The sequence below is a fragment of the Pseudomonas saudiphocaensis genome (assembly GCF_000756775.1).
In the GTDB taxonomy this organism is placed as follows: Bacteria; Pseudomonadota; Gammaproteobacteria; order Pseudomonadales; family Pseudomonadaceae; genus Stutzerimonas; species Stutzerimonas saudiphocaensis.
The window spans coordinates 2992090-3016248 of the sequence record NZ_CCSF01000001.1; the positions used below are offsets into that span (position 1 = coordinate 2992090).

Annotated in this window: 25 protein-coding genes; 16 read left to right on the top strand and 9 right to left on the bottom strand. The window is 62.6% G+C overall.

Annotated elements, in window-relative coordinates:
• Positions 1 to 29 precede the first annotated feature (29 nt).
• From BN1079_RS13860 to argH, 6 genes are all read right to left on the bottom strand, one after another.
• On the bottom strand, positions 30 to 275 hold the full coding sequence (locus tag BN1079_RS13860) for a TIGR02647 family protein (RefSeq protein WP_037025385.1): 246 nt from the start codon (positions 273 to 275) through the stop codon (positions 30 to 32).
• A 112-nt stretch (positions 276 to 387) separates the two neighbouring features.
• Entirely contained in the window at positions 388 to 807 is a 420-nt protein-coding gene (locus BN1079_RS17735; protein WP_037025388.1) for a hypothetical protein, read from the bottom strand.
• 26 nt (positions 808 to 833) lie between these two features.
• Entirely contained in the window at positions 834 to 1361 is a 528-nt protein-coding gene (locus BN1079_RS13870; RefSeq protein ID WP_037025390.1) for a hypothetical protein, read from the bottom strand.
• 88 nt (positions 1362 to 1449) lie between these two features.
• Positions 1450 to 2604, bottom strand: coding sequence for an NnrS family protein (locus tag BN1079_RS13875; RefSeq protein ID WP_037025392.1), 1155 nt, complete (start codon positions 2602 to 2604; stop codon positions 1450 to 1452).
• 55 nt (positions 2605 to 2659) lie between these two features.
• Positions 2660 to 3139, bottom strand: coding sequence for a GNAT family N-acetyltransferase (locus BN1079_RS13880; RefSeq protein WP_037025393.1), 480 nt, complete (start codon positions 3137 to 3139; stop codon positions 2660 to 2662).
• A gap of 176 nt (positions 3140 to 3315) precedes the next feature.
• Positions 3316 to 4710 carry an argininosuccinate lyase gene (gene argH / locus BN1079_RS13885; protein WP_037025394.1) on the bottom strand — a complete coding sequence of 465 codons (1395 nt, stop codon included), beginning with the start codon at positions 4708 to 4710 and terminating at the stop codon, positions 3316 to 3318.
• A 179-nt stretch (positions 4711 to 4889) separates the two neighbouring features.
• Between argH and BN1079_RS13890 the strand changes: the two genes are divergently transcribed.
• The 9 genes from BN1079_RS13890 to BN1079_RS13930 all read left to right on the top strand — a co-directional run bounded on the left by BN1079_RS13890 (position 4890) and on the right by BN1079_RS13930 (position 13099).
• On the top strand, positions 4890 to 5945 hold the full coding sequence (locus BN1079_RS13890) for a sensor histidine kinase (protein ID WP_037026980.1): 1056 nt from the start codon (positions 4890 to 4892) through the stop codon (positions 5943 to 5945).
• Between the two features lie 5 nt (positions 5946 to 5950).
• Positions 5951 to 6697 (top strand): LytR/AlgR family response regulator transcription factor, encoded by a 747-nt coding sequence (locus BN1079_RS13895; protein ID WP_037025397.1) that lies wholly within the window; start codon positions 5951 to 5953, stop codon positions 6695 to 6697.
• A gap of 100 nt (positions 6698 to 6797) precedes the next feature.
• The gene (gene hemC / locus BN1079_RS13900; RefSeq protein ID WP_037025399.1) at positions 6798 to 7736 is read left to right on the top strand and encodes a hydroxymethylbilane synthase; all 939 of its coding nucleotides are present in this window, start codon (positions 6798 to 6800) and stop codon (positions 7734 to 7736) included.
• Positions 7733 to 8506, top strand: coding sequence for a uroporphyrinogen-III synthase (locus BN1079_RS13905; protein WP_037025401.1), 774 nt, complete (start codon positions 7733 to 7735; stop codon positions 8504 to 8506). Before hemC ends, BN1079_RS13905 begins: the two co-directional genes overlap by 4 nt.
• Before the next feature lie 17 nt (positions 8507 to 8523).
• Positions 8524 to 9741 carry a uroporphyrinogen-III C-methyltransferase gene (locus tag BN1079_RS13910; RefSeq protein WP_037025408.1) on the top strand — a complete coding sequence of 406 codons (1218 nt, stop codon included), beginning with the start codon at positions 8524 to 8526 and terminating at the stop codon, positions 9739 to 9741.
• Complete coding sequence (locus tag BN1079_RS13915) at positions 9738 to 10976, top strand: heme biosynthesis HemY N-terminal domain-containing protein (RefSeq protein ID WP_037025410.1); 1239 nt, start codon at positions 9738 to 9740, stop codon at positions 10974 to 10976. The genes BN1079_RS13910 and BN1079_RS13915 overlap by 4 nt, the downstream gene beginning before the upstream one ends.
• A 104-nt stretch (positions 10977 to 11080) precedes the next feature.
• Positions 11081 to 11572, top strand: coding sequence for a disulfide bond formation protein B (locus tag BN1079_RS13920; protein WP_037025412.1), 492 nt, complete (start codon positions 11081 to 11083; stop codon positions 11570 to 11572).
• Positions 11573 to 11820: 248 nt separating this feature from the next.
• On the top strand, positions 11821 to 12285 hold the full coding sequence (locus BN1079_RS13925; protein WP_037025414.1) for an Rsd/AlgQ family anti-sigma factor: 465 nt from the start codon (positions 11821 to 11823) through the stop codon (positions 12283 to 12285).
• Between the two features lie 112 nt (positions 12286 to 12397).
• Entirely contained in the window at positions 12398 to 13099 is a 702-nt protein-coding gene (locus BN1079_RS13930) for an AlgP family protein (RefSeq protein WP_037025419.1), read from the top strand.
• A gap of 2 nt (positions 13100 to 13101) precedes the next feature.
• On the opposite strand, the gene BN1079_RS13935 is transcribed toward BN1079_RS13930, so the two are convergent.
• Entirely contained in the window at positions 13102 to 13581 is a 480-nt protein-coding gene (locus BN1079_RS13935) for a TIGR02444 family protein (RefSeq protein ID WP_037026983.1), read from the bottom strand.
• A 64-nt stretch (positions 13582 to 13645) separates the two neighbouring features.
• Here BN1079_RS13935 and BN1079_RS13940 point away from each other — a divergent pair, with 64 nt between their 5' ends.
• From BN1079_RS13940 to BN1079_RS13955, 4 genes are read left to right on the top strand one after another with little or no spacing between them, the layout of a single operon-like run.
• Positions 13646 to 15556: an ATP-binding cassette domain-containing protein gene (locus tag BN1079_RS13940; RefSeq protein WP_037025422.1), complete on the top strand. Its 1911-nt coding sequence runs from the start codon at positions 13646 to 13648 to the stop codon at positions 15554 to 15556.
• Positions 15553 to 16134, top strand: coding sequence for a mechanosensitive ion channel family protein (locus BN1079_RS13945; RefSeq protein WP_037025425.1), 582 nt, complete (start codon positions 15553 to 15555; stop codon positions 16132 to 16134). Before BN1079_RS13940 ends, BN1079_RS13945 begins: the two co-directional genes overlap by 4 nt.
• Positions 16135 to 16140: 6 nt before the next feature.
• Complete coding sequence (locus tag BN1079_RS13950) at positions 16141 to 16911, top strand: TerC family protein (RefSeq protein ID WP_037025431.1); 771 nt, start codon at positions 16141 to 16143, stop codon at positions 16909 to 16911.
• An 8-nt stretch (positions 16912 to 16919) separates the two neighbouring features.
• On the top strand, positions 16920 to 17552 hold the full coding sequence (locus BN1079_RS13955; protein WP_037025432.1) for a LysE family transporter: 633 nt from the start codon (positions 16920 to 16922) through the stop codon (positions 17550 to 17552).
• Positions 17553 to 17669: 117 nt separating this feature from the next.
• On the opposite strand, the gene elbB is transcribed toward BN1079_RS13955, so the two are convergent.
• Positions 17670 to 18335, bottom strand: coding sequence for an isoprenoid biosynthesis glyoxalase ElbB (elbB, locus tag BN1079_RS13960; RefSeq protein ID WP_037025435.1), 666 nt, complete (start codon positions 18333 to 18335; stop codon positions 17670 to 17672).
• A gap of 311 nt (positions 18336 to 18646) precedes the next feature.
• On the opposite strand from elbB, the gene hemB reads away from it, so the two are divergent.
• Both hemB and ppk1 read left to right on the top strand, forming a co-directional pair.
• A complete protein-coding gene (gene hemB / locus BN1079_RS13965; RefSeq protein WP_037025437.1) occupies positions 18647 to 19660 on the top strand; it encodes a porphobilinogen synthase in 1014 nt (337 codons plus the stop codon).
• Positions 19661 to 19678: 18 nt separating this feature from the next.
• Positions 19679 to 21889 (top strand): polyphosphate kinase 1, encoded by a 2211-nt coding sequence (gene ppk1 / locus BN1079_RS13970; protein ID WP_037025440.1) that lies wholly within the window; start codon positions 19679 to 19681, stop codon positions 21887 to 21889.
• Between the two features lie 35 nt (positions 21890 to 21924).
• On the opposite strand, the gene ppx is transcribed toward ppk1, so the two are convergent.
• A complete protein-coding gene (ppx, locus tag BN1079_RS13975) occupies positions 21925 to 23424 on the bottom strand; it encodes an exopolyphosphatase (protein ID WP_037025443.1) in 1500 nt (499 codons plus the stop codon).
• Between the two features lie 211 nt (positions 23425 to 23635).
• On the opposite strand from ppx, the gene trxA reads away from it, so the two are divergent.
• Positions 23636 to 23962: a thioredoxin TrxA gene (trxA, locus tag BN1079_RS13980; RefSeq protein ID WP_037025444.1), complete on the top strand. Its 327-nt coding sequence runs from the start codon at positions 23636 to 23638 to the stop codon at positions 23960 to 23962.
• Positions 23963 to 24159: the final 197 nt, after the last annotated feature.

The window sequence follows — 24159 nt, forward strand, 5'->3', positions numbered from 1 at the left end:
GCGCTTGATCAGCGCCGCCAGGAGTCGGATCAGGCTTCGGCTGTTTCAGCGAGGATGATCAGCAGTTTCTGGGCCTGCTCGGCCGCGTCGCGACCGAGGCTGGTGAGATAGCCACCGTCCGGTTGGCTGGTCAGCCCCTTCTCGTGCAGGCGCTCGAAGGCGGCGATGGTGGCAGGGCTGGCGTCATGGTGGACCTTGAGGCCCTCCTGAAGGTTTTCCAGGTTGAACTGGCACAGTACATCCAGTTCGGCGACTCGCTCGGGGGTATACGACATGCTCGTTCCTCTGGTTGTGGGCGCTGGCCCTGTGTGCTCAGTGTAATGGGAGAATGCAACCCCGGCTTGATCTGCGCCTGGCCTGTCCATGAAGCGGGCAGGCGAATCGAATTTACTCAGGCATCTCGGGGAGGTTGCGCAGCATGCTTTCGTAGGCTTCGTTGTCGAACGGACGGTCTTCAGCCAGCATCAGACGAACTTCGTGGGCCAGCACCAGGGCCATCATGTGCAGGCTTTCTTCGCGCTCGTAACCCACCAGGGTCAGCTTGTTCAGAGTGGCCTGGGCAGCGGCGGGCTCGCCGGCTTCCAGCTGATTTTCGATGGCCTGGATCAGGGTGGATTCGGCAAAGGCTTCGTCGTCTTGCGGTTCGGACATGGTGCGGCTCTCAAGTGGTGCGGGATTTTCGTCATCCAGCCGGCAGAGGGTACAGCTGCCGTCATCCGGGCGGCTGGTTTCGACGTAGCGTACCTTTCGGCTGCCACTCTGGCGATTGGCATCGATACGAAAGCGCGGGCGATCTGGGTTCTGCATGGCGTTGGCCCTCCGCATGCGGGCGATTAGTCGATAAAACTTAGCGCCAGACACAGCGCGCCAAACACTGACCATACCAGCGAGAAGATCAGTGGTGTGCGCAGTGAGAACAACAGGGTGCGCTTGTAGCGCCTGCCGCCCGCAGGGCTGTCGCCTTCGCCGAACAGTGCCGACTCGTTATTGGGCAGTATGCCGACGCGGCCCTCGCACTGCAGCAGTTCGGCCTGCTTCTGGTGCCAGCGCTCGATGACCTCGAAGTTGGATTTGATCCCCGGCATCGCATGCAGTGAGGTAATCAGCCCCAGCAATGCCAGCACGGCCGGAACCACCAGGCGAAACAGGTTCCCCCAGTCCGGGTTGCTGTTGGCCATCGTCGAGGCGAAAGCAATCATCAGGAAGGACTGCGACGACAGATAGGCACTGGTTCGCTCTGCCAGCAGCGAAGACTCGAAGTGAATTTCAGAGCGATAGAAGATCAGGCGTTCCTTGGGCGACTCAAAGAGCTCGCCGCCCTGGGTGTCCTGATTCAGCAGCAGTGTACGAAGGTCAGCCATGCCGGTCCCGGTGAGGTTCAAGAGCGGCGACTTTCGTCTGCCGATGCTTGTAGGTCCCGTCTCCCGCCGTGGAGTTCCGGTCTCGAGGTCAATGCTCCGCCGATAAATGGCGAGAGCCGTGGCGACCAACATCACGGCACTGCCAGAGCAATACCAGCAACGCCAGAAAGGCCAGCGTCCAGCATCCGGCGGCGAGCAGCATCCAGCCCGTGTGTTGCCAGCCCAGCAGCGGCGGGACGACTCGCGCCAGCGCTGCCAGGCTGAGCAGCAACGCCAGCGGATGGATCCAGCGCCGCGCGCCAGGGTCGCGAAAGCGCTGCACCAGTCGCGTGCGTGCCATCACGGCAAAGGTCAGGCTGCCCAGGGCGCCGACGCTCAGGGCATGCAGCGTGGCGGTGGTCGGCAGGGTCGGGACCAATACATTCAGACCGAGCAGCAGCAAGCCAAGGGCAAGCCAGGCATAGCCGATCACCAGCGCCAGCAGGTCCATGCGGGTGCGGCAGTGCCATGGCTGCCAGCGCAGCAGGCGCATGCCGGTGAGTGCGCTTGCTGTGATCAGAATGGCACCGGACAGACGCTGCAGCAGAAGCCACGGAAGGGGTGCCAGCAGCAGCGCAAGGGCCAGCAGGATCAGCACCGCGCCTTCCAGTTGAGGCTGCACGCGGGCGTTTAGCTGCCGTCCTTCATTTTGAGCATGGCCGGCCAGCGCCGGCGCGATGATGCGTCCGCCCATAAAGAACAGCAGGGCGGCCAGCAGCAACAGGGCCTCGTGCTGTAGCAGACGAACCAGGCCGTGATCGAGGCCGAAGGCGGTGACCGCGCTGAGCAGCGCGAACCCGCCCACCACCGGCGCGATGGACTGGTTGCGCCACTTCTTCGCGGCGCCGATAAAGCGTGGCAGCACTTTCCAGACAAGCCCGGCGGCAAACAGCAAAGTGGCGCCTGACGCCAGCCAAGAGCCGGGCCAGAACAGCGAGCCGAGGCGCGCCAACAGCCAGCAGGCCAGCAGCGCAAGCGTCAGACGCAGCGGTTGCGGGCCAAGCAGGTAACCGGCGATCACCGCCAGGGCGAAGCCGAACAGCATTTCACGGGCATGCCCGGCAGGCGTGGCCAAGCCCGGCAGAGCAGGGATCAGGTCAAGCAACCCGAGCACCGAAATCGGAAGCAGCAGTGCTGCATGCAGCGCAGCAGCGGGAAAGAACCAGGCGTTGGCAAAGGGCAGGCGAGGTTTGCGGGGCTGCATTGCGCCTCCTGAGTCAGGGATCGACGCCGGTATTGGCTGCACACCTGAAAGCCGCTCAGCCCGCAGCGAACTCCGTCAGCGCGTCGCCGGTGAGGCGGTAGCCGATCCACTCGTTTTGGGGCTTGGCGCCGATGGACTCGTAGAAATCGATGGCCGGCTGGTTCCAGTCCAGCACCGACCACTCGAAGCGACCGCAGCCGCGCGCCACCGCCAGTTTGGCCAGGTGGCGCAGCAGCGCCTTGCCGGCACCGATGCCGCGCTGCTGCGGAGTGACGTAGAGGTCTTCCAGATACAGGCCGTGCTTGCCCAGCCAGGTCGAGTAGTTGAAGAAGTACACCGCATAGCCGATGGGCTCGCCGTCCAGCTCGCAGATCAGGCCGTGGGCCGTGCCGCCGTCGGCGAACAGGCTGTTCTCGATGCCCGCGACGTCGGTCCTGACCTCGTGCTCGGCCTTCTCGTAGATGGCCAGGTCGGTGATGAAACGCAGAATCAGTGCGGCGTCTTCGCGTACTGCGGGGCGAATCTCCAGAGGCATCTTGCTCTTCCTGAAAGTGTGGTCAGCGCATTACCGCTCCAATTGGGCTGAATCGCTTCCGATGATCGAGGCGCCGACTCATGGGCCGATAACGGTGCTGCTGCGCAAGATGGCGCAACAGCGTGTTCTTTCGGTATCGAACAGCCGGGCACCGAGATGCACCGGCCGGGGTGCGATCACCGCGAAGCGAGCAGTGCTTTGCCACGCTCGACGGCGGCACGCACCTGATTCGGCGCGGTGCCGCCGATGTGGTCGCGGGCGTTCACCGAGCCTTCCAGGGTCAATACGGCGAACACGTCGTCATCGATCTGGTCGCTGAACCGGCGCAGCTCGTCCAAGCTCATTTCGGCCAGGTCCTTGCCGCTGTCCACGCCGTACTTCACGGCATGGCCGACGATCTCATGGCAGTCACGGAAGGGCAGGCCGCGGCGCACCAGGTAGTCGGCAAGATCAGTGGCAGTGGAGAAACCGCGCAGCGCCGCTTCACGCATGATTTCGCGCTTGGGCTTGATCGCCGGCACCATGTCGGCGAAGGCGCGCAGGCTGTCGCGCAGGGTGTCGGCGGCGTCGAACAGCGGTTCCTTGTCTTCCTGGTTGTCCTTGTTGTAGGCCAGCGGCTGGCCCTTCATCAGCACCAGCAGGCCGGCAAGGGCGCCGAACACACGGCCGGTCTTGCCACGCACCAGCTCCGGCACGTCCGGGTTCTTCTTCTGCGGCATGATCGAGGAGCCAGTGCAGAAGCGATCAGGCAGGTCGATAAACTGGAACTGGGCGCTGGTCCAGAGCACCAGCTCTTCGGAGAAGCGCGACAGGTGCATCATCGCCACCGAGGCGGCGGCGCAGAATTCGATGGCGAAGTCGCGATCCGAGACGCCGTCCAGCGAGTTGCCGGAGATGGCTTCGAAGCCCAGCAGTTCGCAGGTGATCTCGCGCTGGATCGGGTAGGTGGTGCCGGCCAGCGCGGCCGAGCCCAGCGGCATGCGGTTGGTGCGCTTGCGGCAATCGACCAAGCGCTCGTAGTCGCGCGAGAGCATCTCGAACCAGGCCAACAGGTGATGACCAAAGGTCACCGGCTGTGCGGTCTGCAGATGGGTGAAGCCCGGCATGATGGTGTCCGCTTCGGCTTCCGCCAGGCCCAGCAGGCCCTGCTGCAGGCGGGTGATTTCGCCGAGGATGGTGTCGATCTCGTCGCGCAGCCACAGTCGGATGTCGGTGGCCACCTGGTCGTTGCGGCTGCGTCCGGTGTGCAGTTTCTTGCCGGTGACGCCGATGCGGTCGGTCAGGCGCGCTTCGATGTTCATGTGCACGTCTTCCAGATCGACGCGCCAGTCGAAGGTGCCGGCTTCGATCTCGGCCTGGATGTCCTTCAGGTTGGCGATGATCTGGTCGCGCTCGTCGGCGCTCAGAACGCCAGCCTTTTCCAGCATGGTGGCGTGGGCGATGGAGCCCATGATGTCGTGACGGTAGAGGCGCTTGTCGAACTCGACGGAGGCGGTGAATCGGGCGACGAAGGCGTCGACGGGCTCGCTGAAGCGGCCGCCCCAGGACTGGTTGGTCTTGTCGGTGCTCATGAATGCGCTCGCAGAAAACGGGGACTGTAAAGGCGTGAATGATAACAGGGTTGGCGCCGCTCTCGGAGGCGCGGCGAACAGTGAGCTGCGCAGCATTTCCGAACTTTGTCGCTGGCTCCGTGCGCGGGTGCCTTGCGGTCGTGCCGGGGCGCGCGGACACTGCCGGCATGCAGAAGAACATGTCAAAAAGCGCACACCCGACGACGGACGATTTTTTCGTGCCCGAGCTGTGTCAGCCCGAAGCTTTGCTCGGACTGGTGCTGCTGGCCGAATTGCTGGTCCTGGTGTTGGTGCTGGCGCAGCCGATGCAGCCGGGATTCGACTGGGTGCGCCTGGCGCTGACCTCACTGTTCGTGCAGTGGGTCATGTTGCTGTCGGTGGGGTTGACCTGCCGGCTGCGACCGCTGTTGGCCAGGCTGTCGCCCTGGCTGGCCGGGCTCGCCTGCTGTGCATTGGTGGTGGGTCTGACCCTGGGCTGCACCGCCGTGGCCGATATCTATCAGCTGGGTGGGCCGCTGTCCCGCGAGGGGGAAGTGAATCTCTACCTGCGCCATGCGCTGATCGGCCTGATCATGTCGGGCCTGCTGCTGCGCTACTTTTACCTGCAGAGCCAGTGGCGACGGCAGGAGCAGGCCGAGTTGCGGGCCCGCATCGAGTCGTTGCAGGCACGGATTCGCCCGCATTTCCTGTTCAACAGCCTGAACAGCATCGCCAGTCTGGTAGCCACCGATCAACGCCAGGCCGAGCAGGCGGTGCTGGACCTTTCCGATCTGTTTCGGGCCAGCCTGGCTCGTCCCGGCGCGCTGGTGCCTTGGTGCGAGGAGCTGGAGCTGGCGCGGCGCTATCTGTCCATCGAGCGTTACCGGCTCGGTGACCGATTGCAGGTGGAGTGGCAGGTGGAAGGCGTTCCCGATGATCTGCCCATTCCGCAACTGACGCTGCAGCCGCTGCTGGAGAACGCCCTGATTCATGGCATTCAGCCGCGAATCGAGGGTGGAACGGTCAGCGTAAGCGCGTTTTACGCTGATGGCGTGTTTCATTTGCAGGTCAGTAATCCCTATGACGAGACCGCTCAAGCACCGCCCTCGCGCGGCACCCAACAGGCGTTACTCAACATAGACGCACGACTAACGGCACTTTTCGGTCCCGCGGCGAGTCTCAGCGTGGAGTGGCGTAACGCCCGTTACTACACTTGTCTACGCTATCCATGTGCGACCCAAAAGCAGGAAGCCTGATCCATATGAATGTGCTGATTGTCGATGACGAACCTCTGGCACGCGAACGCCTCGGCCGCCTAGTAGGTGAACTTGACGGCTATCGTGTCCTGGAACCTTCCGCAAGCAATGGCGAAGAAGCCCTGACTCTGATCGAAGAGTTGCGGCCCGATATCGTCCTGCTGGATATCCGCATGCCGGGCCTCGATGGCCTGCAGGTTGCGGCAAAACTGTGCGAGCGCGATGCGCCGCCCGCTGTCATCTTCTGCACAGCCCATGACGAATTTGCCCTTGAGGCGTTCCAGGTCAGTGCGGTTGGCTATCTGGTCAAGCCGGTACGCCCAGAACATCTGGCCGAAGCGCTGAAAAAGGCAGAACGACCCAATCGCGTCCAGTTGGCAGCGCTGACCCGGCCTGCTGCCGTTACCGGTGGCGGCCCGCGCAGCCATATCAGCGCGCGCACCCGCAAAGGCATCGAGTTGATTCCGCTGGACCAGGTGATCTACTTCATCGCCGATCACAAGTACGTCACCCTGCGCCACGAACACGGCGAGGTACTGCTGGATGAACCACTGAAAGCCCTGGAAGACGAATTCGGCGAGCGCTTCGTGCGGGTTCACCGTAACGCGCTGGTCTACCGTGACCGTATCGAGCGTTTGCAGCGCACACCGCTGGGGCATTTTCAGCTGTACCTGAAGGGGCTTGATAACGAGCCGCTGACGGTCAGCCGACGGCATGTCGCCGGGGTGCGCAAGTTGATGAGTACGCTATAACAGACCCGTCGCTTAGGACTGCTTCCTTGATTCCTGCCAAACCAGCGGCAGGGTCGGGCCTGTTATCATCCTCGGCAATTCATCTGTTCTGGAATTGTCCATGTCTCGCGAAATCCGCATCGCCACCCGCAAGAGCGCCCTGGCCCTTTGGCAGGCCGAATACGTCAAAGCGCGCCTTGAAGCTGCACATCCCCACGTAACGGTAAGCCTGGTGCCCATGGTCAGCCGTGGTGACAAATTGCTGGATGCGCCGCTGGCGAAGATTGGTGGCAAGGGCCTGTTCGTCAAGGAACTGGAAACCGCGCTGCTGGAGAACGAGGCCGATATCGCAGTGCACTCCATGAAGGATGTACCGATGGAGTTCCCCGAGGGGCTCGGCCTGTATTGCATCTGCGAGCGTGAAGACCCTCGCGACGCCTTCGTCTCCAACCATTTCGAAAGTTTTGATGCACTGCCGCCCGGCGCAGTGGTCGGCACTTCCAGTCTGCGCCGTCAGGCACAGCTGTTGGCTCGCCGCCCGGATCTGAAAATCCAGTTTCTGCGCGGCAACGTCAACACCCGCCTGGCCAAGCTCGATGCCGGTGAGTATGACGCCATCATTCTTGCCGCTGCGGGGCTGATCCGCCTTGGCTTCGGCGAGCGCATACGCTCCAGCATCAGCGTCGAAGACAGCCTGCCCGCGGGCGGCCAGGGCGCTGTGGGCATCGAATGCCGCACCGGCGACAGTGAGCTGCACCAGTTGCTTGAATGTCTGAATCACCCGGAAACCGCATCGCGGGTCACTGCCGAGCGTGCGCTGAACCGTCATCTGAACGGCGGCTGCCAGGTACCTATCGCCTGTTATGCCGTACTCGAAGGCGACCAGCTGTGGCTGCGTGGTCTGGTCGGTCAGCCCGATGGCGGCCTGTTGCTGCGTGCCGAAGGTCGTGCGCCGGCCGCTGAGGCCGAGGCGCTGGGCGTGAAGATCGCCGATGAACTGCTGGCGCAGGGCGCCGGGAAGATTCTTCAGGACATCTACGGCGAGGCCGGCAAGGCGTGAGTGGCTGGCGGCTACTGCTGACTCGGCCGGCCGACGAGTGCGTCGCACTGTCAGCTGCGCTGTCGGCGGAGGGCATTCAGAGCGCGAGCCTGCCGCTGCTGGCCATCGAGCCGCTGGCGGAAACCCCCGAGCAGCGTGCAGCCATCCTTGCGCTGGATCGCTACTGTGCGGTCGTGGTGGTCAGCAAGCCGGCGGCCCGGATTGGACTGGAACTGTTGGACCGCTACTGGCCGCAGCCGCCGCAGGCGCTGGTCTGGTTCAGTGTCGGTGGCGCCACCGGCACGTTGCTGAAAGATCATGGTCTGGACGCAAGCTGGCCACTTGGCGCCGACGACAGCGAAGCGCTGTTGGCGCTGCCGCGGTTCAACGAGGTGCTGGAAGCTGCAACCCAGCCCAGGGTCCTGATCCTGCGTGGTGAGGGTGGCCGCGAGCTGCTGACCGAAACGCTGCGCGAGCGCGGCGTGCAGGTGGACAGGCTGGAACTCTACCGGCGCTGTCTGCCCGAATATCCGCCAGGCACGTTGGTCGAAACCCTGCGCTCGCAGCAACTCAACGGCGTGCTGATCAGCAGCGGACAAGGTCTGGAGTCGCTGCATGCTCTGGCAGGCGGGGACTGGCCCGAACTTTGTGAGCTACCCTTGTTCGTACCCAGTCCCCGAGTTGCAAAAATGGCTGCAGCCTTGGGCGCAAAAAGAATAGTGGACTGCCGCGGTGCTGGAGCCGCGGCCTTGCTGGTGGCGCTGCGGGCAACACCCGTGCCCGCACATTGAACGCAAAGGATGGAAATGTGAGCGAATCAGATTCCGATAAGTCGCCTCGGCAACCTTCAAAGCAGGACTCCGTAACCCCCGAAAGCAAAACGCCTCCGAGCCAGGCCGCTGGCGTCACGCCCGGCGGCAAAACCGGCCCTGCAAAACCTAAGGTCGAGCAAAAGGGTGGGCGCGGCGCACTGGCCGGCCTCGCGCTGCTGGTTGGTTTGGCCGGCCTGGCTGCTGGCGGCTACAGTGTCTGGCAACTGCAGCAACTGGCGGGAAAGGAGGCGCTGCAGATCACGGAACTGCAGTCGGCGAACCGCCAGGAAATGGCTCAGTTCAGCGAGCAAACTCGGCAGTTGGCGGGTCGTCTGACGCGCCTGGAGCAGTTGTCCACAGAAGAACAGCTGGGTGAGCAACGTCGCCTGGTGGCCCAGCTACAGGCCGATCAGCAGCGACTGTCCGGGCGCGTAGAGCAGGTTCTGGGCGCTAGCCGCGAGCAGTGGCAACTGGCTGAGGCCGAGCACCTGCTGCGCATGGCGATGCTGCGTCTGTCAGCCATGCAGGATGTGAACAGCGCCGTTTCGCTGGTCGAGGAGGCGGACCTGATTTTGCGCCGGCAGGACGACCCTGGCGCCTACGCCGCACGGCAAAAAATGCTCGAAGGCCTTGAAGCCCTGCGCAGCCTGCCCGAGCTGGACCGTACCGGCCTGTTCCTGCAGCTGGGCGCGTTGGGCGGCCAGGCGAACCAGCTAAGCGCCCTGGCGCCCGAGTTCCAGCTTGGTCAGGCCCAGCCCGAAAGCCAGGGAGAAAGCCGCTGGCAGCAGTGGCTGGATGAGCTGACCCGCTATGTACGCATCGATTTCGATGCCGGTACCGACGTCAAGCCTCTGCTTGCCGGGCAAAGTCTGGCCCAGGTGCGCCTGGCCCTCTCGCTGGCCATCGAGCAGGCGCAATGGGCGGTGCTCAATGGCAATACGGAAGTCTATCGACAGTCGCTGGCCCAGGCCGTGCGGCTGATCGAGGATCACTTCAACGAAGACAACGGCCAGAGCCGTGGGCTGCGCGACCGTATCGAGGCGCTGTCCTCGCGCCAGGTTGCGGTGACCTTGCCGGATCTTGCTCCTGCGCTGCAGACCCTGCAGGCCTATGTGCAAAAACGCCAGAACGGCCAGGGCGACGAGCCGGTCGAGGCGGACGAAGCACCCGCCGGCGAAGATGAGCAGCCGAGTGAAGAGGATCTGCGCACATGAAGCGGTTTGCTCTGTTCCTCATCGTCTTGCTCGCCATCATTGGTGCAGTCGGCTGGGCCGTCTCCAAGGACCCCGGCTACGTACTGATCAGCTATGACCGCTTTCGCTATGAGTCCAGCCTCTGGGTTCTGATCGGGCTGATACTCGTCGTCTGGTTGCTGGTGGTGCTGGTGCACAGGATTCTGGGTGTGCTGCAGCTCTCTGGAGCGTTGGTCAATCCGTGGTCACGTCGCCACCGCGAGCGCCGTATCGCCAAGGCTTCGCGCAATGGCCTGCGCGAGCTGGCCGAGGGGCAGTGGAGCAGCGCTCTGGCCAACTTGCAGATTGCTGCCGAGCATGACCGCCAGCCGCTGGTGCATTTCCTGGGCGCGGCACGGGCTGCCAATGAGCTGGGCCGGCACGAGCAGAGCGATGAGCTGCTGCGGCGTGCGCGGGAGCGTGAGCCCGGCGCCGGCATGGCTATCGGCCTGACCCAGGCCCAGCTGCAGATCGACAGGGGCCAGTATGTCGAGGCGCGCGAGACCCTGAACGGACTGCATGGCGACCATCCGCGTCATCACCACGTGCTGACGCTGCTGCAGCAGCTTTATGTGCAACTGCAGGACTGGCCCGCGCTGTGCCGCCTGCTGCCGGAACTGCGCAAGCATCGCGCGTTGCCGCCGGCACGCCTGGACGAGCTGGAGTTGTTGGCCTGGACGGCAGCCGTCGAGCAGGCTTCGCAGCTGCCCGAAGCGAGCGCCGAAGAGGCGCGGCAGGCACTCGCACAGCGCTGGCAGAATTCGCCGAGCGGCCTGCGCAATGAGCCGGCGCTGGTGCGCGCGTATGCCGACGGACTTGCCCGCCTTGGCAATGAGGCCAAGGCCGAGGAAGTCTTGCGTGCGGCGCTGAAGAAACATTTCGACGACCGCCTGGTGGAACGCTACGGGCGTGTCCAGGGGCAGGAGCCATCGCGCCAGCTGAGCCTGGCCGAAAGCTGGCTGAAAGATCACCCGGACAATGCCGAGCTGTTGCTGGCACTGGGCCGCTTGAGCCAGCGCAATGAGCTCTGGGGTAAGGCGCGCGACTATTTCGAAGCCAGCTTGCGCCTCGAGCACCGCCCGCAAACCTGTGCCGAACTGGCGCGGCTACTGGCGCAGCTGGGTGACAAGGAGCGCAGCAACCGCCTGTTCCAGGAAGGCCTCGGTTTGGTCGACGGTTCTGGCGGCAAGGCTCTGCCGGCAATCAGTAATAGCTAGTAACGCAGCAGGCGCCCAGAGAGGCGCCTGTTTTCATCCTGGCCATGCTTGCAGCTTGCCGCACAGGCTAATACCGTAGCGGACTTTCCTGCTGCGGAGCCGCCATGAAGCTGGCCAGTCCTCGTTCTATGTTTTATCTGGCATTCATCGGCTGCGTGCTGATGATGCTCGCTGCCCTCTATCTGGAACACGTGGTCGGTCTGGCGCCGTGCCCGCTGTGCATCGTGCAGAGAATCTGCGTGATTGCCTTCGCCCTTGTATGTCTGGTTGCTGCATTGCACGGGCCGGGCAAGGCCGGTCGACGCGGCTATTCGGTCCTGGCGCTGTTGACTGCGCTGGCCGGTGGTGCGACGGCGATTCGCCAGATCTGGTTGCAAAATATTCCGGCCGACCAGCTGCCCAGCTGTCTGCCCAGCCTCGAATACATGATGGATGCGCTGCCGTTCCAGGAGATCGCCCGCCTGGTGCTGCATGGCACGGCCGAGTGCGCTGAAGTCAGCTGGACCCTGTTCGGCATGAGTATTCCCGAATGGACCTTGTTGTCGTTCATCGCCATGGTGCTGTTCTGTTTCTGGCAGATGCTGCGCCGCGACTGAGGCGATTTTCCCATGTGATGGAATGATCGTTGCGCCGGGTGGTCAAGATGCCGGATCGGCATGTTTCCCCGGAATTGGCGGCCGCTGAGCATTTGATCAGCGCGGCTTGAAGCTTCGGGCGTCGAGGCATAGTCTGCGTGGGCAGCATCGATTTTTGTCCTGTGCTGCCACTCACCCAAAGCCGATCTTCGCGGGCAGCATGTCCGGAAGGCGCAACAGACAACATCAATAAGGGAAGTGAGGTCATCATGCTCGAGAGCTGTCGGAACGCCCAGGAACGCTGGGGAGGTGTGCACCTGCTGATCGACCGCTGGCTGCAGGAACGCCATGAGCTGATAAAGGTATTCGATGAACTGAAGGGCGAAGAGACTGCACTGAGCCGTCCGGCCTTGCAGCGTTTTTGCCAGGTGCTGCTGGACTATGTATCCGCGGGGCATTTCGAGATATACGAGCAGCTGCTGCAGGAAGCCGAGGCGTTCGGCAACACCCGCGGCCTTGATCTGGCGGGCCAGATCTACCCCCGCATCCAGGCCATTACCGAGGTCGCCGTAGCGTTCAATGACCGCTGCGATCAGGGCGACTGCCTGGACAGTCCCGGCCTGCATGACGAGCTGAAGTGCCTGGGGCAGCTGCTACATGAGCGGTTTGAGCTCGAAGACTGCCTGATCGAAGTCCTGCATATGGCGCACAAGCAGACAGCTGCGACCGCCTGATAACGGCTCGGTTTCAGGCGGTCGCTATCGCCCAGGTGCGGCAGTCCGTCTGGCGGACAGTCTTCGATGGGCTGCTAATATGGCAGCACTCACATCGCGAGGAGGCGTCCTTATGGCCGCGAAGAAAACGTCGGTTACCACCCCGTTGCACCTGCTTGAGCAGCTCTCCCGTAGTCTGGTGGAGCATTTGCAGAAAGCCTGTGAAGACGCGCAGAAAGAGCCAGAGCTGTTGCTTGCCAAGCTCGAAAAGCAACGCGGCAAGATCCAGGAAAAAATGGTCAAGGCGCGGGCCAAGCTTGACGATGCGGGTAATGCAGGCAAGGCCAAGGCTCAAGGCAAGGCTCGAGCGAAACTGGCAGAGCTGGAGGACATGCTCGAGCTGCTGCAAGCGCGGCAAAGCGAGACCCTGAACTACCTGGCCGAACTCAAGCGCGATAGCGAAACAAGCCTGACGCTTGCCGAGGGTGTTACCAAGGTCGGCCAGGCCGCAGCACAGGCGGTGAACACGCGCGGCAAGGCGACTGCCCCGGCTGCCAAAGCACCGGCACGGCGCACCAATCGCGCCGCCAAGCCAGTTACCGCAAACAAGGCCCAAGCTGCCGCAACTCGTGCCGTGAAACCTGACACTGCCCCGCAGGCCGCTACCGTTGCGCCGGCGGCAGACAAGCCCGCAGCCGGTAAAAAGCCTGCTGCTCGACCGGCCGCCAGTCGCAGCAGGGCGCCTGCCGCGCCAAAGGCCACTCCAGCAACGTCCGCCGCGGTAAAAAAGCCGGCTCCTCGCAAGCCGGCTGCGAAACCTACCGCTGAGGTCTGACCTCAGCCGTTTTGGCCCGGCTCCAAAGACAGCGCCGCGCGCCGCAGTTTTTCCAGCGGCGCGCGCGCATCCCCTCCGAGTGGCGCACATATCACAGCCAGCCAATCGACCGACTTCTGTTCCGCCGGCCAGGGTCTTGTGACCTGCTGCAGTCGGTCGAGCTGAATGTATTCAGCGTCCAGCTCCAGCTGCTTTACCCGTTCGCGCAAGGCGCGGAGCGCACCATCGCTCTTGGCCGATTCGCGCCAGGCTTGGCGCAGGCTGCGCAGCGGCGTGGTGACCTCGGCTTGCCACTCGTCTGCGACCTTTCTCAGCTGGGCCATGCGTTCTACGGTGCAGGCGATGGCGCGGCGCTCCAGCCAGGCACCTGCCAGCAACAGGCAAACATCCGCGCCGGCCGCCTGCAGTTCCAGGCAAGCGCTTTCCACGCCTGGTTGGGCGTAACAAGCAAGGGCAAATTGGCGCAGATCATCATTAGTCATTGCTGTGATTTTTTCCACGAGGCCCGCTTGGATTGCAGGCGAACTGATAAACTCCGCGGCCATTATGATCCGACTCCAGAACCTCACTCTACAGCGTGGCCCCCAGCGTCTGCTGGACGGCGCCGAGCTGACCCTGCACCCCGGCCAGAAAGTCGGGCTGGTGGGCGCCAATGGCGCCGGGAAATCCAGCCTGTTTGCCCTTCTGCGCGGTGAACTTACTGCTGACGGTGGCGACTGCCAGCTGCCTCCTGACTGGCGCATCGCCCATATGCGTCAGGAGGTCGATACCCTCGACCGCCTGGCCGTGGATTATGTGCTCGACGGCGACGTTCAGTTGCGGCGGATCCAGGCGGAGCTGGCCAGCGCCGAAGCCGAGCATGACGGCGCCGCTTTGGCGCGGCTGCATACCGAACTGGACAACGCCGACGGCTACAGCGCCGATGCCCGAGCGCGCAAACTGCTCGCCGGCCTGGGTTTTGCCAACGAGCAGATGCTGTTGCCGGTGAGCAGCTTTTCCGGTGGCTGGCGGATGCGTCTGAACCTGGCGCAGGCGCTGATGTGCCCTTCGGATCTGCTGTTGCTGGACGAGCCGACCAACCACCTGGATCTGGATGCGATCCTCTGGCTGGAAGCCTGGCTCAAAAGCTATCCCGGTACGCTGATGCTGATTTCCCACGACCGCGACTTCCTCGACGAGGTGGTTGGTCACGTGGTGCATGTCGAACAGCGCAAACTGACCCTCTATCGTGGCGGCTATTCGGCCTTCGAACAGGCCCGTGCCGAACGGCTGGCGCAACAGCAGCAGGCCTTTGAAAAGCAGCAGGCGCAGCGCGAGCACATGGAGGATTTCATTCGCCGCTTCAAGGCCAAGGCGAGCAAGGCAAGGCAGGCGCAGAGCCGCATCAAGGCACTGGAGAAGCTCGAAGAGCTGGCGCCGGCGCATATCGATTCGCCGTTCGACTTTGTATTCCGCGAAGCGGACAAGGTTTCCAGCCCATTGCTGGACCTGGCCGAAGGCGTGTTGGGCTATCCCGACAAGCGCGTGCTGGAGAAAGTGAAGCTGCAGTTGGTGCCCGGGGCACGCATCGGCCTGCTTGGCCCCAACGGCGCAGGTAAATCAACGCTGATCAAGACGCTGGCCAATGAGCTGCAGCCCCTGGGCGGGCGGCTGCAGCGTGGTGAGAACCTGGTCATCGGCTATTTCGCCCAACACCAGCTCGATGCACTGGATGCAAAGGCCAGCCCGCTGCTGCACCTGCAGCGTATTGCTCCGGGCGAGCGCGAGCAGGTGCTGCGCGATTTTCTCGGTGGGTTCGATTTCCGCGGCAATCGCTGTGACGAGCCGGTGCTGAATTTTTCCGGTGGCGAGAAGGCGCGTCTGGCGCTGGCTCTGATTGCCTGGGGCAAGCCCAACCTGCTGCTGCTGGACGAGCCTACCAACCACCTGGATCTGGAAATGCGCCTGGCATTGACCCTGGCGCTGCAGGATTTCGAGGGCGCCGTGCTGGTGGTATCCCACGACCGGCATCTGCTCAAGAGCACCACGGATGAGTTTCTCCTGGTGGCGGAAGGGCGAGTCGTCGAGTTCGAAGGCGACCTTGAGGATTACGCCCGCTGGCTCGCCGATTACCGGGTACGCCAACAGCCGGTCACGGCTGCCGATTCGGCAGCTGAGAAGACCGATAAGCGCATGCTGCGTCAGGCGGCGGCCGCGTTGCGCCAGCAACTGGCGCCCCTGAAACGTCAGGCCGAAAAGCACGAGAAGGACCTTGCCGGCGTGCATGAAAAGCTCGCGCTGGTCGAGGAGCGTCTTGCCGACCCTGCGATCTATGAAGCCGCGCGTAAGGATGAGTTGCGCGAGCTGCTGGCCAGGCAGGCCGAGCTGAAGGTCAGTGAAAGCACATTGGAAGAGGCCTGGATGGAGGCGCTTGAAGCCCTGGAAGCCTTGCAGGGCCAGCTGGAGAATGGCGCATGAACGAAGCTTTGCTGAATCTGATCCGGGAGTGGGGCGACCAGTTGCTGCTGGGCCTGCAGATCGTGATGATCCTGCTGATCGCCTTTCTTCTGCAGCGTCTCGTAGCGCGCGGGCTGGCACGACTGGGTCGCCGCTATCCGCTGCCCCCCGAACTGCTATTGCCGCTGCGTGGCGGCATTCGCTGGTTCATCATCGGCGGCGCGCTGATCATGGTGCTGGAGCGTTTCGGCGTGTCGGCAACCGTACTCTGGACAGCGTTTTCCGGCTTTGTCGCGGTAGCGGCCATTGCCTTTTTCGCCATCTGGAGCGTGCTGTCCAACCTCCTTTGCGCGGTGCTGATCATGACCGTCGGTCCCTTTCGCCTTGGCGACCTGGTGGAGCTGGTGGAAAGCTTTGACAAGCCCATTGTCAAAGGTCGCGTGATGGACATAAACCTGCTCTACACTACGTTGCAGGAAGTAAACGAAGATGGGCTGGGGGCGACCGTCCAGGTGCCCAACAGTCTGTTTTTTCAAAAGGTTTTGCGCCGCTGGCGCGGGGCCGAAATTCAGTCAATCAATCCTACATCCAACGAGTAACCCTTCATGGAATGGCTTAGCAGCCCGGAAATCTGGGTCGCGTTTCTGACCCTGACTGCCCTGGAAATCGTCCTGGGCATCGACAACATCATCTTCATCTCCATCCTGGTCAGCCGGTTGCCGAAAGAGCAGCAGCCCAAGGCGCGCTTCTTCGGCCTGGCGCTGGCGATGGGGACGCGTATCCTGCTGCTGCTGTCGATCACCTGGGTCATGCGCCTGACCAATGACTTGTTCACCGTCTTGGATGAGGGCGTTTCCGGACGCGACCTGATCTTGTTCTTCGGTGGCCTGTTCCTGCTGTTCAAGAGCACCATGGAAATCTGGCACAGCGTGGAAGGCGAAGAAGAAAAGCAGGCTGACGGCAGTGCGGCGGTAAAGGCCGGCTTCGTCGGCATCATCCTGCAGATCGCGGTGATCGATATCGTTTTCTCGCTGGACTCGGTGATTACCGCTGTTGGCCTGGTGGACAACGTGCCGGTGATGGTGGCGGCGATTGTCATTGCGGTTGTGGTGATGATGCTGTCGGCCGGTACCATCAGCGACTTCATCGACAAGCATCCGACTCTGAAGATCCTCGCGCTGTCGTTCCTGATCGTGGTCGGCACCCTGCTGATTGCCGAATCGTTCGACGTGCATGTGCCGAAGGGTTACGTCTACTTCGCCATGGCCTTCTCGCTGGGCGTCGAGGCGCTGAACATCCGTATGCGCAAGGCAATGAAGCGCCCGCTCAAGGAACCGGTAAAGCTGGGCAAGGACATGCCCCAGCTGAAGGACTGAGGTGCGGCATGGCGCTTGAGACCTGGCTTGCCTTCTTCGTCGCCTGCTGGGTGATAAGCCTGTCGCCGGGCGCCGGGGCAATCGCCTCGATGTCCTGCGGATTGCGCTATGGCTTCTGGCGCGGTTACTGGAATGCCATCGGCCTGCAACTGGCGCTGGTGTTGCAGATTGCCGTCGTGGCCGCAGGTATCGGTGCCGTGCTGGCGACGTCGTCGCTGGCGTTCAGTCTGATCAAGTGGTTCGGTGTGGCCTACTTGCTATGGCTCGCTTACAAGCAGTGGCAAGCGGTCCCCGGGGCGCTGGAGGATTCGGCCATGCCGCGGCCCATCGGGCGGCCGCTGGCGCTGGTGTTCCGCGGGTTTCTGATCAATGCCAGCAACCCCAAGGCCATCGTCTTTATCCTCGCGGTGCTGCCGCAATTTCTCAATCCAAAACAGCCGCTCATATTGCAGTACGTGGAAATGGCCGCAACCATGGTGGTGGTCGATCTGGTGGTGATGGCGGGTTATACCGGCCTGGCGGCCAAGGTTTTGCGGCTGCTGCGCACCCCGCGTCAGCAACGCTTGGTCAACCGCAGTTTCGCGACCATGTTTGCCGCAGCCGCAGCATTATTGGCGACGGTGCGGAAAGCGGCGGCGTAGCTCGTTCAGCCCCGCAGAAAGCGTCAGCCGGCCCGAACGTGTTCGGCCTTGTGACAGGGCCGAACACGTTCGAAGCTACAGCTACGGGACATCCACGAAGCCGTCAGCGGCTAAGTTTTACTTGCTGACCGTCAGTTCCAGCACCCGGTCCACCAACTTGTAAATGCCCGAGGCCGCTTCGCTGATCGATTGCGCCAACATGTAGGCGGGCGTGGTGACCAGTTTGTGCTTGGTATCCTCGATGATCTCGGTGACCTCGCAGGGCTGATGCTCAGCGCCCATGGTGCGTGCGGCTGCTGCAGCCGGATCGTCATCGCTGCCCAGGGTGCAGACCACGCCCGCACCGAAGATCTGGGTGGCCATGGTCGGCGCGATGCACATCATGCCAACCGGCTTGCCGGCCTGGGCAAAGGCCTGGGCGGCGGAAAGTACATCCGGCAGCACCTTGCACTCGGCGCCCTGACTGGCGAAGTCAGAAAGGTTCTTCGCCGCTCCAAAACCGCCCGGCATGATCAGAGCGTCGAACTCCCCGGCGTCCAGGTCGCGCAAATCCTTGATCTCGCCGCGGGCCAGGCGTGCCGCTTCTGTCAGCACATTGCGTGTCTCGGGCATTTCCTCGCCAGTGAGGTGGTTGATCACGTGCATCTGGGGAATATTCGGTGCGAAGCATTGAACCTTGGCGCCGCGTTGATCCAGGCGCAGCAGGGTAATCACGCTTTCGTAGATTTCCGAGCCATCGTAGACGCCACAGCCTGACAGAATCACAGCGACTTTCTTGTTCATGATGATGCTCCTGCTCAAGTTCAAAAACTCCGTGCCAGGCAGAAAAGCACTCTTTAATGCCTGGCAGGGGGTAAGGAATCGGTTCGATGCTACTGCCTGGGCCTGACCCAGGTAAACGCTCTATGGGTTTGGATTCCCCGCGGCGGAGCGCGTTCATTGCTCTCCAGAGGATTCAAAGCACTGGCAGTCGTCGGCACGGCTGGCGACAATGGTGGAGATTTGGTGTCGTGCCCTCGGCGCTGTCATGCTGTCGAAATATGGGTCGTCTATAACTGTCACGTTTGCCCGCGTCTGCGGGCCAGGAGTTCGTTGTGAGTTTCGTTCCCGCCAGCCGGCTGTTCCCCGCCACTCGTTTGCGCCGCAACCGGCGTGACGATTTCTCCCGCCGCCTGGTGCGAGAAAATGCGCTGACGGTCGATGACCTGATCCTGCCAGTGTTCGTGCTCGACGGCGAAAATCGTCGCGAGCAGGTGCCGTCGATGCCGGGCGTGGAGCGACTGTCCATTGACCTGCTGCTCAAGGAAGCCGAAGAGCTGGTGGCGCTGGGCATCCCCGCGCTGGCGCTGTTCCCGGTAACGCCGCTGGAAAAAAAATCCCTCGACGCCGCCGAAGCCTGGAACCCGGACGGTATCGCCCAGCGCGCTACCCGTGCACTGCGCGAGCGTTTCCCCGAGCTGGGCATCATCACCGACGTGGCGCTCGACCCGTTCACCACTCACGGTCAGGACGGCATCCTCGATGAAAATGGTTACGTGCAGAACGACGTCACCGTCGATGCGCTGGTGCGCCAGGCTCTGTCTCATGCCGAGGCCGGTGCCCAGGTTATTGCGCCCTCGGACATGATGGACGGCCGCATCCAGGCCATCCGCGAGGCGCTGGAAGTGGCCGAGCATCACAATGTGCGCATCATGGCCTACTCGGCCAAGTACGCCAGCGCCTATTACGGCCCGTTTCGCGATGCGGTGGGTTCGGCGGCGAACCTCGGCAAGAGCAACAAGAACACCTACCAGATGGACCCGGCCAATGGTGATGAGGCGCTGCACGAAGTAGCCGCGGATCTCGCTGAAGGCGCCGATATGGTGATGGTCAAGCCGGGCCTGCCGTATCTGGATATCGTCTGGCGAGTCAAGGATGCCTTCCGGGTGCCGACCTTCGCCTACCAGGTCAGCGGCGAATATGCGATGCACATGGCCGCAATTCAGAACGGCTGGCTCAGCGAGGCGGTAATTCTTGAATCATTGGTCGGCTTCAAGCGCGCCGGGGCTGATGGCATCCTCACTTATTTCGCCAAACAGGCGGCACAACAGTTGAAACGAGGGCAATAAGCCCTCCAAGGCAGAGCGATGAATAGTCAGGGACTCAGCGAACAGGAATTGCAGGCAGGCGCCTCCAGCGAAGCGCTGGAGGAGGTATTGCCCGAACGCTCGGCTGAAGAGGTGATCGAGGATGAGCCGGTAGCCTTGCTGCCGGCGCCGAACCTGGACGACAGCAGCCTGTACATTCATCGCGAGCTTTCGCAGCTGCAGTTCAATATCCGCGTGCTGGAGCAGGCGCTGGATGAATCCTATCCGCTGCTGGAGCGGCTGAAGTTCCTGCTGATCTTCTCCAGCAACCTGGATGAGTTCTTCGAAATTCGTGTGGCGGGCCTGAAGAAGCAGGTCACTTACGCCCGCGAGCAGGCCGGTGCCGACGGCCTGCAGCCGCATCAGGCGCTGGCGCGGATTTCCGAGCTGGCCCACGAGCAGATCGATCGCCAGTATCGGATCCTCAACGAAGTTCTGCTGCCCGAGCTGGCCAAGCAGCAGGTGCGGTTCATTCGTCGCCGTCATTGGACGCCGAAGATCAAGACCTGGGTGCGGCGCTATTTCCGGGAGGAGATTGCGCCCATCGTCACCCCCATCGGGCTTGATCCAACCCACCCGTTCCCGCTGCTGGTCAACAAGAGCCTGAACTTTATCGTCGAACTGGAAGGCATCGATGCCTTCGGTCGTGACTCGGGTTTGGCGATCATTCCTGCACCACGCCTGCTGCCGCGCATTATTCGCGTGCCGGAGGAAGTGGGTGGGGCGGGGGCGAACCACGTGTTCCTCTCCTCGATGATCCACGCCCATGCCGATGACCTGTTCCACGGCATGAAGGTCAAGGGCTGCTATCAGTTCCGCCTGACCCGCAACGCCGACCTTTCGGTGGACACCGAGGATGTCGAGGACCTGGCACGTGCCCTGCGCGGCGAGCTGCTGTCGCGCCGCTATGGCGATGCCGTGCGCCTGGAGGTGGCGGACAACTGCCCGGCGCACCTGACCGACTTTCTGCTCAAGCAGTTCAGCCTGAGCGACAGCGAGCTGTACCGCGTCAACGGTCCGGTCAACCTGACCCGGCTGTTCAGCGTCACCGGCCTGGATAGCCATCCGGAGCTGCAGTACACGCCTTTCACGCCGGCCATTCCGAAGCTGCTGCAGAACAGCGAAAACATCTTCAACGTGGTCGGCAAGCAGGACATCCTGCTGCTGCATCCCTACGAATCCTTCACGCCGGTGGTGGATTTGTTGCGCGAGGCGGCCAAGGATCCAAGCGTTCTGGCGGTCAAGCAGACCCTGTATCGCTCCGGTGCCAACTCGGAAATCGTCGATGCCCTGGTCGAGGCGGCACGCAACGGCAAGGAAGTCACCGCCGTCATCGAGCTGCGCGCACGCTTCGATGAAGAATCCAACCTGCAGCTGGCCAGCCGCCTGCAGCAGGCCGGTGCAGTGGTCATCTACGGTGTGGTGGGCTACAAGACTCACGCCAAGATGATGCTGATTCTGCGCCGCGAGAACGGCGAGCTGGTGCGCTATGCCCACCTGGGCACCGGCAACTACCACGCGGGTAATGCCCGGCTGTATACCGACTACAGCCTGCTGACTTCCGACGCCGCCCTGTGCGAAGACGTGTCCAAACTGTTTAGTCAGCTGATCGGCATGGGCAAGACCATGCGCATGAAGAAGCTTCTCCACGCGCCGTTCACCCTGAAGAAGACCATGCTCGACCTGATCGCCCAGGAAACCCAGCACGCTGCCGAAGGCAAGCCGGCGCACATCATCCTCAAGGTCAATTCGCTGACCGACCCGAAGATGATCAAGGCGCTGTACAAGGCCAGTCAGACGGGCGTGCGCGTCGACCTAGTGGTGCGCGGCATGTGCTGTCTGCGCCCGGGTATCGCAGGGGTGTCGCACAATATCCATGTGCGCTCAATCATTGGCCGCTTCCTTGAGCACAGTCGCGTGTACTACTTTCACAATAGCGGCGACGAAAAGCTCTATCTCTCCAGCGCGGACTGGATGGAGCGTAACCTCGATCGCCGCGTGGAAGCCTGCTTCCCCGTCGAAGGCAAGAAGCTGGTGACGCGAGTGAAGAAGGAGCTGGAAGCCTTCCTGACCGACAATACCCAGAGCTGGTTGCTGCAGCCGGATGGCAGCTATGTACGCAACAGCCCGAGCGGCAACCAGCTCGCCCGCAGCGTTCAGGCTTCATTGCTGGAAAAGCTGGGCTTCCAGCAGCTGAACAGCGCGCGCTAGCCGCTTTGCCCCCACTTCTGTGTGGGGGCGGCTTGTTATTTCACCCGCAGCTCATAGCCGACTCGCGTCAGCCAGACGGCCTCGGCCTCGAAGTCGGCGCGGGTGAGCGGATTTTCGTCCAGCCAGCCTTCGGGGAAGATCAGTTCCAGGCTGCGTTCTGCCGGCTTCAGCTGCACGTTCGACCCGCTGTTGCAGCGGATATGGTTGAACAGAATGGCGAAGCGCAGAAGGATGCATAGGCGCACCAGGGCATCGGCGTCGGCGCCGATGTCGCTGAACTTGTCCTGAGGGATGTTGCGGCGGTGGCCGCGTACCAGCAGCGCCAGCATGAGCTGATCCTGACGTGAAAACCCCGGCAGGTCGGAGTGCTCGATCAAATAGGCGCCGTGCTTGTGATAGTGGTAGTGGGCGATGTCCAGGCCCACTTCATGCACCCGTGCGGCCCAGGCCAGCAGTTCGCGATGCCAGTCCTCAGTCAGACCCCAGTCGGCGGAGACCTGGTCGAAGGCTTCCAGCGCCTTGCTTTCGACCCGCGCAGCCTGTTCAACGTCCACGTGGTAGCGCTCCATAAGGAAGCTCAGGGTGCGGTCGCGGATGTCTTCGTTGTGATGGCGGCCAAGCAGGTCGTAGAGCACACCTTCGCGCAGGGCGCCTTCGGAGTGGGCCATGCAGTTCAGCTCCAGCGCATCGAAGATGGCTTCAAGAATCGCCAGGCCGGCGGGGAAGACGCCACGACGATCCGGTTTCACCCCTTCGATATCGATTTTCTCCACATCGCCCAGCTTGAAAAGCTTGCGCTTGATGTGGCCGATGCCTTCGCGGGTGACTTCGCCATTGCCCATGTCGAAGCCCTTGATGGCCAGTCCAACGGCGCGGATGGTGCCGGAAGCGCCAACCGCATCCTGCCAGCCAAGACGACGCAGGCCATGTTCGATGCTCATCAGTTCCAGGCGGGCGGCGGTGTAGGCCTGGGCATAACGCGCGGGAGTAATCTTGCCGTCGCGGAAGAAGCGCTGGGTGAAGCTCACGCAACCCATCTGCAGGCTCTCGCGCAGATGCGAATCGAAGCCTTCGCCGATGATGAATTCGGTACTGCCTCCGCCGATGTCCACTACCAGCCGCTTGCCGGTAGCGCTGGGGAAGGTGTGAGCGACTCCCAGGTAAATCAGGCGAGCCTCCTCGCGACCGGAGATTACTTCCACCTGATGATTGATGATGGCTTCGGCCTGGCGAATGAACACGGCGCGGTTGCGAGCTTCACGCAGCGCGTTGGTGCCGACCACGCGGACCGCGCCCTGGGGCAGGTGATTGACCATCTGCGCAAAGCGGCGCAGGCAATCGAGGCCGCGTTCCATGGCGCTTTCGTCGAGGGTGCGTTGTTCGGTGATGCCGGCGGCCAGTTGCACCTTTTCGCCAAGTCGTTCGAGGATGCGTACTTCACCGTTGCTGACGCGCGCCAGTACCATGTGGAAACTGTTCGATCCCAGATCGAGACCGGCGATCAGCGGAAAGGGTTCGGCAGCGGGTGGAGGCATGAGCGGATAATCTCTTTGAAATCGTGACATCCTGACACGAACGTCAGCATCCGCCAACGCGAAACGCCCGGCAACTTGCCCCGTTTTAGCCGGTCGGATTGTCTGGCTGGCCGCTACGCGGCGATCGTTCTGGAGTTGGGCTGCGACTTTCGGTCCTTATCAAGCCGGGCTATCATGGCGGCACTTTCTGTTTTCACCCTGGAGAAATTCCATGAGCGAGCACATCAACAACGTCAGCGACAGCAGCTTTGAGCAGGATGTGCTCCAGGCGGAAGGTCCTGTTCTGGTCGATTACTGGGCCGAGTGGTGCGGGCCGTGCAAGATGATCGCGCCGGTTCTGGACGAGATTGCCAAGGAGTACGAGGGCAAGCTCAAGGTCTGCAAGCTGAACATCGACGAAAACCAGGAAACCCCACCCAAGTACGGCGTGCGCGGCATCCCGACCCTGATGCTGTTCAAGAACGGCAACGTCGAAGCGACCAAGGTTGGTGCGCTTTCCAAGTCCCAGCTGGCTGCGTTCCTCGACAGCAACATCTGAGTCTTGCCCCGGCGAAGGCCCCTGCAAATGCGGGGGCTTTTTGCTGCTACAGGGTGGACGCCTCGCCTGAGCGGTGCTAAATTCGGCTTCGCGACGACTCTTTCGTCGCCCTCTGCATTCGTCGCCGACGCACTTCTGCCCCTTATCGCACAACGACCAGTTCGTATTCTGCTGCGCGGCTTCTCAAGCTAATCGCT

Coding starts and splice junctions, on each gene's coding strand:
- BN1079_RS13860 (WP_037025385.1), bottom strand. CDS start 275: ATGTCGTATACCCCCGAGCGAGTCGCCGAACTGGATGTACTGTGCCAG.
- BN1079_RS17735 (WP_037025388.1), bottom strand. CDS start 807: ATGCAGAACCCAGATCGCCCGCGCTTTCGTATCGATGCCAATCGCCAG.
- BN1079_RS13870 (WP_037025390.1), bottom strand. CDS start 1,361: ATGGCTGACCTTCGTACACTGCTGCTGAATCAGGACACCCAGGGCGGC.
- BN1079_RS13875 (WP_037025392.1), bottom strand. CDS start 2,604: ATGCAGCCCCGCAAACCTCGCCTGCCCTTTGCCAACGCCTGGTTCTTT.
- BN1079_RS13880 (WP_037025393.1), bottom strand. CDS start 3,139: ATGCCTCTGGAGATTCGCCCCGCAGTACGCGAAGACGCCGCACTGATT.
- argH (WP_037025394.1), bottom strand. CDS start 4,710: ATGAGCACCGACAAGACCAACCAGTCCTGGGGCGGCCGCTTCAGCGAG.
- BN1079_RS13890 (WP_037026980.1), top strand. CDS start 4,890: ATGTCAAAAAGCGCACACCCGACGACGGACGATTTTTTCGTGCCCGAG.
- BN1079_RS13895 (WP_037025397.1), top strand. CDS start 5,951: ATGAATGTGCTGATTGTCGATGACGAACCTCTGGCACGCGAACGCCTC.
- hemC (WP_037025399.1), top strand. CDS start 6,798: ATGTCTCGCGAAATCCGCATCGCCACCCGCAAGAGCGCCCTGGCCCTT.
- BN1079_RS13915 (WP_037025410.1), top strand. CDS start 9,738: ATGAAGCGGTTTGCTCTGTTCCTCATCGTCTTGCTCGCCATCATTGGT.
- BN1079_RS13920 (WP_037025412.1), top strand. CDS start 11,081: ATGAAGCTGGCCAGTCCTCGTTCTATGTTTTATCTGGCATTCATCGGC.
- BN1079_RS13925 (WP_037025414.1), top strand. CDS start 11,821: ATGCTCGAGAGCTGTCGGAACGCCCAGGAACGCTGGGGAGGTGTGCAC.
- BN1079_RS13930 (WP_037025419.1), top strand. CDS start 12,398: ATGGCCGCGAAGAAAACGTCGGTTACCACCCCGTTGCACCTGCTTGAG.
- BN1079_RS13935 (WP_037026983.1), bottom strand. CDS start 13,581: ATGACTAATGATGATCTGCGCCAATTTGCCCTTGCTTGTTACGCCCAA.
- BN1079_RS13940 (WP_037025422.1), top strand. CDS start 13,646: ATGATCCGACTCCAGAACCTCACTCTACAGCGTGGCCCCCAGCGTCTG.
- BN1079_RS13945 (WP_037025425.1), top strand. CDS start 15,553: ATGAACGAAGCTTTGCTGAATCTGATCCGGGAGTGGGGCGACCAGTTG.
- BN1079_RS13950 (WP_037025431.1), top strand. CDS start 16,141: ATGGAATGGCTTAGCAGCCCGGAAATCTGGGTCGCGTTTCTGACCCTG.
- BN1079_RS13955 (WP_037025432.1), top strand. CDS start 16,920: ATGGCGCTTGAGACCTGGCTTGCCTTCTTCGTCGCCTGCTGGGTGATA.
- elbB (WP_037025435.1), bottom strand. CDS start 18,335: ATGAACAAGAAAGTCGCTGTGATTCTGTCAGGCTGTGGCGTCTACGAT.
- ppk1 (WP_037025440.1), top strand. CDS start 19,679: ATGAATAGTCAGGGACTCAGCGAACAGGAATTGCAGGCAGGCGCCTCC.
- ppx (WP_037025443.1), bottom strand. CDS start 23,424: ATGCCTCCACCCGCTGCCGAACCCTTTCCGCTGATCGCCGGTCTCGAT.
- trxA (WP_037025444.1), top strand. CDS start 23,636: ATGAGCGAGCACATCAACAACGTCAGCGACAGCAGCTTTGAGCAGGAT.